Raw genomic sequence first — 8177 nt, 5'->3', positions numbered from 1 at the left:
CTGGCGCGGAACTCCGCCCGGCGGAGCTTGCGCGCGAGTTCGTCCGAGGGCTGCCAATTCGGTTCGAGCGAGCGGCGCGCCGCGATGGCCGCACGCAGATCCTGGAAGCGGCCGGCGGTGAACAGATCCCACAGCGGCGCTTCTTCCGGCGGGCTCGGTTGCAGGGTGTCGAGATCACCCGGTTCGGTCCAGCCGGGATAGAGCCGCTTCAGCCGCGCGATCTCGGCCTTCATCCGGGCGGTCTGCTTCTGCGAGGCGTAGTAGCGTAGCGCGCTCTCATCGACCATGCCGGGCGTGACCCCGGTCTCGGGATCAACCACGATCGCGGGCGCACGGGCGCCGTCGCCGTAGATGAGGCGCGTGGCTGATTCCGGTGCCGCGCCGCCCTGGGCCATCGCGGGCGCCGCACTGGCGAGCAGGAGCGCACCGAGGAGCGCACCCGATGGCGCGGCCATCGCGAACGGCCGGGATGTCAGACCCTGGCGCGGTCTCGTCCGCCGGGCCGCCGGGCCTTTCGGCGCAGGCCGCCGCGGGGGCGTCAGGATTTCACGCATGACGGATACCGCATCCGGGCGGCGATCAGCGAGAGGAGTTGGAGGGTGGCGGGATAGTAGTTCTGATTGTCCTGCACCGTCCTTAAGGCTTCCGGAAAGGGTGTTCCGTCCGCGGCGCAGGCGGTGATCGCGGAGATCGCCATATAGCCCGGCTCGCTCAGCCACTCGACCGGCTGCCCGTCGCGGGTGTCGACGATCGGCAGGCGCTCGCGCTCGATCCCGCCCCAGAGCGTCTTGAACGGCGCGTAATCCTCCGGCCGCCCGACGCCGGCCCAGGCGAGATAGAGCGGCACCCGGATCGCGTTGTAGGAGAACAGCGGCGGGAAGCCGTCGGCGGGGCGTAAGCTGTCCTTGGCCGAGATCCACTCGGTCGGCAGGCTGCTCGGCCCGAAGCGGGACTGGCGCAGGAAATCGACGCCGCTGCGGATCAGCGAGGCCCAATCGTATTCCGGGGCGACGATCGGCAGCCGCTGGAAGGCGGGGAAGACCCAGTAGGACAGGTTGATAAGCGGGCCGTCAGCGCGCTCGCGGGCCGAGAAGCCGGAGACGGCCGGCAGCAGGACGGGCCCGTGCGGGTCCTTGAACAGGATGGTCTTGCGGCCGAACTCGACGGCGATGCGGCGCGCGGCGGTGCGGTAGGACGGCTCGCCCCAGGCCTCCGCTGCCTCGGTGAGCGCCCAGGCGACCAGGATGTCGCCGTCGGTGGCGTTGTTCATGTCGGAGACCGCCGGGCGGTGGTCGGGCGCCCAGCGCCATGCCAGCAATTCGTCGGAGCGCACCATCAGGTTGGCGCGGGTCCAGCCCCAGATCCGCTCGAAGGTGGGCCGGTCGCCGGCCGCGACCGCGAGCAGCATGCCGTAGCCCTGGCCCTCGCTGTGGCTGATCAGGCCGTTGGCGGTATCGACGATCCGGCCCTGCTCGGTGATGAACCGCGACCGGTAGGCGCGCCACGCCGCGTCGTCGCCCAGGGTGTTGGCGAGCAGCGGTCCGGAATCGGTCCGCGCCGACGTCTCGGCGCGCGGCGGGCCCGGCAGGGCCGTGGCGGGGGGCACCGTGGTGGCCTCCGTCTGCTGGGGCGCGGGCTGAGGCACTTGGGACGACGTCTCCGGGGAGGCCGGCTGTGGGGATGCCGGCTGCGGGGTCGTCTGTGCCGCGGCGGATCCGGCCGCCGCGAGGGCGAGCGCCGAGGCAACCGCCCATCCGATGATACGCGGGGCGGTGAAGCCGGGGCGGCGGCGAGGGCGGCAAGGGCGGTACGTGCGGCGCGGGGTGCGGGGGGGCCGCATCAGGAATTCCTTCGACCGAGTTGGCGCACGAGGCCCGTGGTGGCGAGGCCGAGGCACAGGGCCATGAACAGGGTCATGCCGACATAGTAGCCGGGATTGAGGGAGAGCCAGGCCGCCGAGACGAGCCGGAAGTTCGCCAGCGACCACGAGCGGGTCTCGATCAGCGCGACGCGATCGGGCTGGACGGTGGTGAGGGTGCCGTCCGAGGCATCGAGGAAGGCGGCGCGCCCGACAAGGCGGGTCCAGACCAAGGGATCGACGAGGCAGGACACCGAGGCCTTGAGCATCGACGGGTTCGGCGCGGTGACGAGCACGGTGGTCTCGCCGAGGCGGGTGCCGCCGCTGTCCTCGGCGATGATCAGCGAGGCGCGGGGATTGACCGGCACGTCTGCCGTCGGTGCCTCGATCAGGCCCGTCACGCCGCTGCGCAGCCGCAGCGCCCCGTTCGCGAGCCGGGTCCAGCCCTCCCGCAGGACGCTGGGCACGAAGGCCGCGCCCGACATTGTCTGGTCCCAGCGGGCCACGAGTTCCTCGTCGGTCTCCGGGGCTGCCGGCCGCGGCGTGCTTCGCGGTGCGGGCGGCGCCGCAGCGGGGGCGGCCGTGGACGCCGCCGGGGGTGCCGCGGCCACGCTGACCGGCACTGCGGCGGGCGGCAGGGCGCAGCGCATCGGCAGGTTGCGGCGCAGCCGGTCGAGGGTCAGCACACCCTCGGGGCCGAACTGGCCCGGTGTCGCCACCGTCTCGGCCCGCCCGCCCCAGATGCGGCGGATCTCTTCGGGATCGAGGCCGACCTCTTGGATCGTCACCGGATTGAGGGCGCGGGCGGGCGCCACCACCAGCTTGGCGCTGCTCTCGGTGCCGCCGGCATCGGGCACGAGTTCGAAATCGATGACGCGCTTGGCGGCGATGGCGAGGCGAGCGGCCAGCGTAGCCGCGGCATCCGCCGTCTCGCGGTCCGCGACCGGCAGCACGAGGCGCGGGCGCGGGCCCGGCGCGGTGAAGGGCACGGCCCCCGCCTTGACCGCCGCGAGATCGGGGCTGCGCACGGCTCGGGCCAGGGACGGGATTTCGAGGCGGGTGCGGTCGAGGAAGAGGAAGCGCGGCTGCCGCGCCGCGGGCGAGAGGGTGTCGCAGACCTTGTCCGCCGCGTTGGGCAATTGCGCACTGATCTCGACGCTGTTCAGGCCCGGCCGCCACAGGCTCAAGGGCAGGGGGATGGCCTGATCGTCGAACACCTCGCCGCGGGCATAGGGCAGCGGCACGCTCGCGGCGTTGCGGCCGTTGATGTCGACGACGATCTGGGCGCTCGAATCGAGCCCGGCCGCGTAGCCGCCGGCCAGGTGCAGCATGGCCTTGCCGTAGTCGGCGGGCACGAAATCGGGCGGAAAGCGCAGCTCGATCCGGGTGCGCAGCAGGCGCCCATTGAACTCCCGGCTGGTGACGCCGAGGCGCTGCAATTCGAGCCGCTCGCCGCCCTGCACCTCGTAGCCCCGGATCAGGGGCGCGAGCGCCGTGCCCGGCCCGCTGCCGCCGGCATCGCCGGCCGCGGCGAGCTGGGCGGTCGCCGCCCGCACGTCGTCCGGGCCGAGGCCGGTCACGACGAGTGTCGGCGCGCGGTTGCCCCGCGGCGGCAGCAGGGCGAGCCGCGGCCCGGTGATCGGCCCGAGATCCTCGACGCCGTCCGTGCCGCGGATCTCGGCAGCGGTCCCCACCAGCAGGTTGACGCCGCTGCGACCGGAGAGCGGCGGCCCGAAGCTGACCGCGGGCCGGGCGAGCCGGCTCACGACGGCGAGCGCCTGCACGGCGCCGATCATCCGCTCCAGGCGCGGCAGGGTCGGCTTCTCGTTGAGCAGCACGCCCATGGGGAGGGCGCCGCTCTCGTCGGGTTCGAGGGCGGCCAGCGATTTTAGGTCGAGGTCGGCGGCCGGTGCGATCACCAGCCCGGAGCGCGAGGGATCGATCTGGGTCCAGAGCTCGTAGGTCGCCTCGATCGCGCAATCGACCCGGTGGCGCTGGCTCGCCGTCAGGGTCACGGCGTTGTAGCCGGCCTTAAGGACGCCGTCGGGAATCGCGAATTCCACCACCTTGACGGCGCCGGGCGCCTGAATCCGGGTCCAGCCGACCTTGGTGCCGTTGACGAGGCCGGTGAGTTCCGAGCCCTCCGGCGCCACCGAGATCGCCGAGAGGTAGGAGACGCGCAGCCGTGCCGCGCCCCGCGCCTGCCCCTCGGTGAGGTAGACCGGGTATTGCAGCACGTCCTCCTCGCCCGAAAGGCGGAAGCCGCGGGTGCCGGCGGGCAGGCGGCGGGCCGGGGCGATGGTCGCCTGGATCTGCGGACGGCGTCCGCCGTCGGCGCTGTCGGGAGCCGACGGGCGGCCTTGCGCTGTCGGTGTTGGGGGGGCTGACGACGTGGGGGTTCGCGCAGGGGCTTGAGCCGGCGCGGGGCTCTGCTTTCGCAGGGCGTCTCCCGTCGGCGGCACCGTCAGACGCTCGGCCGGACCAGTCCCGAGGAAGCTCTGCGCGTGAGCCGGCACCCCAACCATGAGCGCGCAGAAGAGCGCGAGGGCCGGCGTCCGGGGGGCCCGGCGCGCGGGTCCGAAGCCGGCTCGTGAAAGAGGCTGCACCGCCATCGCCCTCATGCCGTCCCGGTGCCGCGGCCGGTCCGACCGGCGAGCGCGCGCTCGTTCTCGTAATCGAGCATCATGCGCACCCAATCGTTCGAGGCGCGGGCCGGCGGGGTGGCAGAGGGGTTGGCCGGTGTGTTGGCCGGGGACTGAGCCGCCGGGGCTGGGTTCCGCGCCTCGGCCGGCACAGGCGCCCTCGGCGCCTGTGGGGCGGCCTGGAGCGCGTGAGCCGGCACCGCTGGCGCAAGCAGCGGCTCGGGCAGGTTCGCCCCGGTCGGCGCCTGTTCCGGCGCATCGTAGATCGGCGAGGTGCCGTCGATCAGCGGCGCCACCGCCGGCCGCGCATCGGCGGCGAAGGCGTAGCGCACAGCGCGGAACGGCTCGGACAGACCCCACCAGATGAATTGCAGCGTGCCGGTCAGGATGTCCTTGTGGCGGCGGCGGCGCATCTGAAAGCGGCGCATCGCCTCCGCGTCGCCGTACATCAGGCCGGCGAGCGCCACGTAATCCTGCGGGCGCAGGCGGCCGAAGCTCAGGCGGGCGAAGGCCTCGTCCTTAGTGCGGTCGATCCGCTCCAGGGTCACCGGCAGGGCGCCGGCCGGGCGCGCGCCCGCCACCGGGACGACGGTGAGCGCGCCGGTCAGCTTGCGGTGTCCGCCTCCCGTCGGCAGCAGGGCGGCGGGCAGGCGCACCGTGCAGGCCTCGGCCGAGACGCGCTCGATCGACACGTCGATGGCCCGGCCGCCCAAAGTGATCTGGCCGCGCCGGTTGATGGCGAGCGAGGGCGTCCGCTCCAGCTGTCGGCGCTCGGCGCAGACCCCGAGCGCCGCGCCCGCGGTCAGCAGGTTGAAGAAGTTCCACAGCCCGACCACCAGCATCAGGTTGGTCACGCCCGGCTCGAACAGGTAGCGCCACGTCGCCACCGCGCAGCCCGCCGCCAGCAACCCGTAGACGGCGAAGAACGGGAGAGAGGCCGACGAGAGATGGTCGTGGTCGAGGCTGATGCCCTTGTCGGTGACGTTGAAGGTCGGCTTTCGCGGCGACCAGATCACCGAGACGATGGCCTTCGACAGATAGAGGCCCTGGACGTATTCGTAGAGCTCCGAGACGAAGGGCCAGCGGAACTTGCCGTAGACGTAGTTCTGCATCATCAAGTTGATGACGATATAGGTCGCCGTATAGGCGATCGATTCATCGACGCTGGCAACGAAAATCTTCAAGTCGAAGAAGATGTGCAGCAGCGGCGCGAACATGAAGATCAGTCGCGGCACGGGGAAGAACCAGAACGTCATGCTCGAGAGGTAGGCGATCTTCTGGATCGGCTTGAGCCCCTTCTGCAAAGCCGGGTTCTTCAGCAGCAGGATCTGGAACATGCCCTGGCACCAGCGCGAGCGCTGGCCGATGAAGGCCGAGAGCGTCTCGGGCTGGAGCCCGGCGATCAGGGGCTTGTCGACATAGGCACTGGTCCAGCCGCGGGAATGCAGCTCGAACGCAGTCTCGCAATCCTCGGTGATGGTGATGCCGGAGAATCCCCCGGCCTCGTCCAGCGCGGTGCGGCGCAGCAGGGCGGCCGAGCCGCAGAAGAACGAGCCGTTCCACTTGTCGAGCCCGCGCTGCGTCACCGCGTAGAACATCTCGTTCTCCGACGGCATCCGCTCGAAGGTCTTCAGGTTCCGCTCGATCGGATCGGGGTTGAGGAAAGCGTGCGGCGTCTGGACGAGGAACAGCTTCGGGTCTTCGGCGAAGTAGCCCACCGTCTCGCTCAGGAACGAGCGGAACGGGACGTGGTCGGCATCGAGCACGACGACGATCTCGCCGCTGGCGAAGGCGAGCCCATTGTTGAGGTTGCCCGCCTTGGCGTGCTCGTTGCGGGCGCGGGTGAGGTAGCGGCAGCCGAGTTCCTCGGCCAGCACCGTCAACTCGCGCCGCCGGTCGCGGGCAGCCTTGGCCTTCTCCGGGTTGGGGTCGGCGCATTTCTGGTCCGACCCGCCGTCGTCGAGAAGCCAGACCGTGAGCTTGTCGGGCGGGTAGTTCATCTGGCGCGCGGCCGCCAGCGTCATCGCCAGGATGGCGGCATCCTCGTTGTAGCTCGGCACGAACACGTCGACCGTGGGCAGCTCGGCCGCGCGCGCGACAGGCGGCGGCGCCCGCTTGAGCGGGTCGGCGTTGATGATCAGGCTCACGAACAGGATGAAGACGCAGTACAATTCGCCCACGAGCAGCAGCAGGCCGAAGCCGAAGCTGACCGGATCGCCGGGGGAGGGCAGCGTATCGGTGACCCGCCACAGGATGTAGCGGAGCACCACGAGGCTCCCGAGCGCCAGGAACACGAAGCGGGTGCGCGGCCCGTCGAGGAACAGCCACAGCACGATCATCGCCGCCATGGCGGCGAGACTCATGGCGAGCTGGTTCTGCGTCCCGACCGGTTGGCTCAGCAGGATGAGGCCGGCAACCGTCGTCCCCATCCAGGCCAGCCACCGCAGCGCACGTATCACACTCGCCACCCCTGCCTCGTGGACGGATCCATCATTAAAATACGACGATTTCCGGATGCGTTCACGACGCCGCCGTCCCGCTCTGCGAACAAGGTTGATTTTGCGATGCAGAGCGTAGCGTCATCCGTAGAAAATGTCCGAAGATTCGGCAGGAATTTCGCGGAAATGACATGCGATGGCGAGGAATGTCTTCCTGATATGAAGGCCATTCTTCGCTTGGAACAGCAGTACTTTGCCGTGAGACGCGGAGGCAAGGCGGCGGATTGTCCGCATTGATCCAAGCGCTTGACTTCGGCCGCCGCCGCGACCGGCGGCCCGCTCGCCGTCGGACTGCGCTCTAAAAGTTCGCGCGCGCCTCGATGCTGGAATAGTAGCCCGTGCCCTGGACGCGGTCCCGCACGTAGCCGGCCGCGAGCGACATCTGGACGGGGCCGAAGCTCAGGCCCGAGAGATGGGCGCCGACGCGGTACTGGCGGAAGAAGTCGTCGCCGAGGAACAGCGCCTCCGGACCGATATAGACGCCGTCGGCCACCATGTAGCCGACGCGGAAACGGGAATAGTAGGCGTTGAACTTGGTCGAGTAGGAGCCGTAGGCCGAGACCATGGTCCGGTCGGTCGGCGTGGCGTAGAAGTTGCCGGCGACCTTCAGGCCCACACCCGTTCCGACGACCGGGTTGCCGGGGTCAGGGATCGAGAGCTGGTTGCTGCGGACGTTGAAGCCGACATAGCCGGCGAGCGCCGCCTCCCGCCAGATCCACTCGTAGCCGGTGAGCAGCGAGCCCTCCTGCTGGTAGCCGGTGACGCGGGCGCCGACGCCTTGTCCGGGATAGGAGTAGGTGCCGGCCACGGCCTCGACGCGCACGCGCGCACCGCTCACCGTCGGCGGGCTGCCGAGGGCCGTCGTCACGGTGACGGAGCCGAAGGCCGAGGAATTGGAGGTGATGCTGGTCGAGCCATCGACGGCCACCGCCCAGCTGTCGTCCACCGCCTGCGCCTGCGCGCCGGTGTACCAATCGACGCCGGCCGCTGCGGGGGCCGGTGCCGGCAGGTCGGCGGCTCGGGCCGGGGTGGCGAACACGGCCGCACACCCGCAGACAAGAATACAGAGATTCCCGGGAGCCCGTTGATGGTTGCGAGAAACCACAGCCATTCGATCCTCGGATACGCACACGCTACGCACCGATTTATCAGGGTCCAGGGTTAACAAGAGCCTCCCCG

5 protein-coding genes (1 of these 5 running past the window's edge) are annotated in these 8177 nt (G+C 70.6%); all 5 read right to left on the bottom strand.

The window, feature by feature from the left end:
* Nucleotides 1-554, bottom strand: the 5' portion of a protein-coding gene (locus OVA30_RS03175; protein ID WP_268174593.1) for a hypothetical protein. 1510 nt of this gene lie to the left of the window's left edge; the window shows 554 of its 2064 coding nt (coding positions 1-554); its start codon is at nt 552-554; its stop codon lies beyond the left edge, outside the window.
* Nucleotides 539-1840 carry a glycosyl hydrolase family 8 gene (locus OVA30_RS03170; protein ID WP_268174592.1) on the bottom strand — a complete coding sequence of 434 codons (1302 nt, stop codon included), beginning with the start codon at nt 1838-1840 and terminating at the stop codon, nt 539-541. The genes OVA30_RS03175 and OVA30_RS03170 overlap by 16 nt, the downstream gene beginning before the upstream one ends.
* Nucleotides 1840-4479: a cellulose biosynthesis cyclic di-GMP-binding regulatory protein BcsB gene (locus OVA30_RS03165; protein ID WP_268174591.1), complete on the bottom strand. Its 2640-nt coding sequence runs from the start codon at nt 4477-4479 to the stop codon at nt 1840-1842. Before OVA30_RS03165 ends, OVA30_RS03170 begins: the two co-directional genes overlap by 1 nt.
* Entirely contained in the window at nt 4476-6968 is a 2493-nt protein-coding gene (bcsA, locus tag OVA30_RS03160) for a UDP-forming cellulose synthase catalytic subunit (protein WP_268174590.1), read from the bottom strand. The genes OVA30_RS03165 and bcsA overlap by 4 nt, the downstream gene beginning before the upstream one ends.
* Before the next feature lie 328 nt (nt 6969-7296).
* On the bottom strand, nt 7297-8109 hold the full coding sequence (gene bcsS, locus OVA30_RS03155; protein ID WP_268174589.1) for a cellulose biosynthesis protein BcsS: 813 nt from the start codon (nt 8107-8109) through the stop codon (nt 7297-7299).
* Nucleotides 8110-8177: the final 68 nt, after the last annotated feature.

The organism is Methylorubrum sp. SL192, assembly GCF_026672325.1.
In the GTDB taxonomy this organism is placed as follows: domain Bacteria; phylum Pseudomonadota; class Alphaproteobacteria; order Rhizobiales; family Beijerinckiaceae; genus Methylobacterium; species Methylobacterium extorquens.
Note: the sequence above shows the minus strand (reverse complement) of the source record. Positions and strands in the feature narration are given on the sequence as shown.

What these genes read in the sequence shown, in the direction of transcription:
- OVA30_RS03170 (WP_268174592.1), bottom strand. Translation starts at nt 1,840, where the DNA reads ATGCGGCCCCCCCGCACCCCGCGCCGCACGTACCGCCCTTGCCGCCCT.
- OVA30_RS03165 (WP_268174591.1), bottom strand. Translation starts at nt 4,479, where the DNA reads ATGAGGGCGATGGCGGTGCAGCCTCTTTCACGAGCCGGCTTCGGACCC.
- bcsS (WP_268174589.1), bottom strand. Translation starts at nt 8,109, where the DNA reads ATGGCTGTGGTTTCTCGCAACCATCAACGGGCTCCCGGGAATCTCTGT.